The following is a 1,076-nucleotide window of genomic DNA, read 5'->3' as shown; positions in this document are numbered from 1 at the left end:
TCGATGCGGAAGCCGCGGATCTTCACCTGGAAGTCGTTGCGACCCGCGAACTCCAGGCTGCCGTCGGACGACCAGCGGCCGAGGTCGCCGGTGCGGTACATGCGCGCGCCGTGTTCACTGCAGAACGGATCGGCGACGTAGCGCTCCTCGGTCAGCGCATCGCGGTTCAAATAGCCCGGCGTGACGCCGTCGCCGCCGATCCACAACTCCCCGGTCACACCGACCGGCACCGGCTGACGGTGCGCATCCAGCACGTACACCCGGGTATTGGCGATCGGACGGCCGATGCTGATGCGCGCTTCGTCGGCGCTCAGCGCCGTCGTGGTCGACAGGATCGTCGTCTCGGTCGGGCCGTAGCCGTTCACGTATTCGCCGCGCCCCGCCCAACGCCGCACCAACTCCGGCGTCGGCGCCGAACCGGCGGTCAGCAGCTTCATGCCGGCCGGGGCCAGCGCCGGATCCAGTTGTTGCAGATACGCCGGCGGCAAGGCCGCGAAGCCGATCCGCTGCTCCAGCAGATACGCCTGCAGGCGCTGCGGGCTTTGGATCGTCGCTTCGTCCAGCAGGTGCAGCTCGGCGCCGCCGAGCAGGCCGGCGAAGATCTCGCCCGCCGATGCGTCGAAGGTGTACGGCGCGAATTGGGTCATGCGCACGCCCGCTGCGAGCAATCCGGCATCGCGGCACCAGCAGCAGAAGTTCACCACGTTGCGGTGCGAGACCTGCACGCCCTTGGGTGTCCCGGTTGTGCCGGAGGTGTAGATCACGTACGCCAGCTGCGTCGCATCCATCTGCGCGAGCGCCGGATCGTGATCGGGGTGCGCCGACAGCGCCTCGGCCAATGTCTCCAATCGCGCCACCGGCACACCCGGCATGCCTGGCAGCTGCGCACTCGCGTCCGCGATCAGCAGGGCCGGCTGCGCGTCGTCCAGCATGAATGCCACCCGCGCTGCCGGCAGATCCGGCGCCATCGGCACGTAGGCCGCGCCCGCCTTCAATACACCGAGCAGCGTCTCCACCATCGGCACGCCGCGCGACAGCGACAGAGCGACGCGTGCGCCACGGCCGATGCCCTGCGC

Annotated in this window: 1 protein-coding gene; it reads right to left on the bottom strand. The window is 69.6% G+C overall.

All coding sequences use genetic code 11. The features are described from left to right. On the bottom strand, positions 1-1,076 hold a 1,076-nt coding region (locus H9658_RS22790), incomplete at both ends, for an amino acid adenylation domain-containing protein (protein WP_191827047.1).

It is taken from the genome of Xanthomonas bonasiae (assembly GCF_014836395.1).
GTDB lineage: Bacteria > Pseudomonadota > Gammaproteobacteria > Xanthomonadales > Xanthomonadaceae > Xanthomonas_A > Xanthomonas_A bonasiae.
This window is presented reverse-complemented; position numbering and strand designations above follow the sequence as displayed.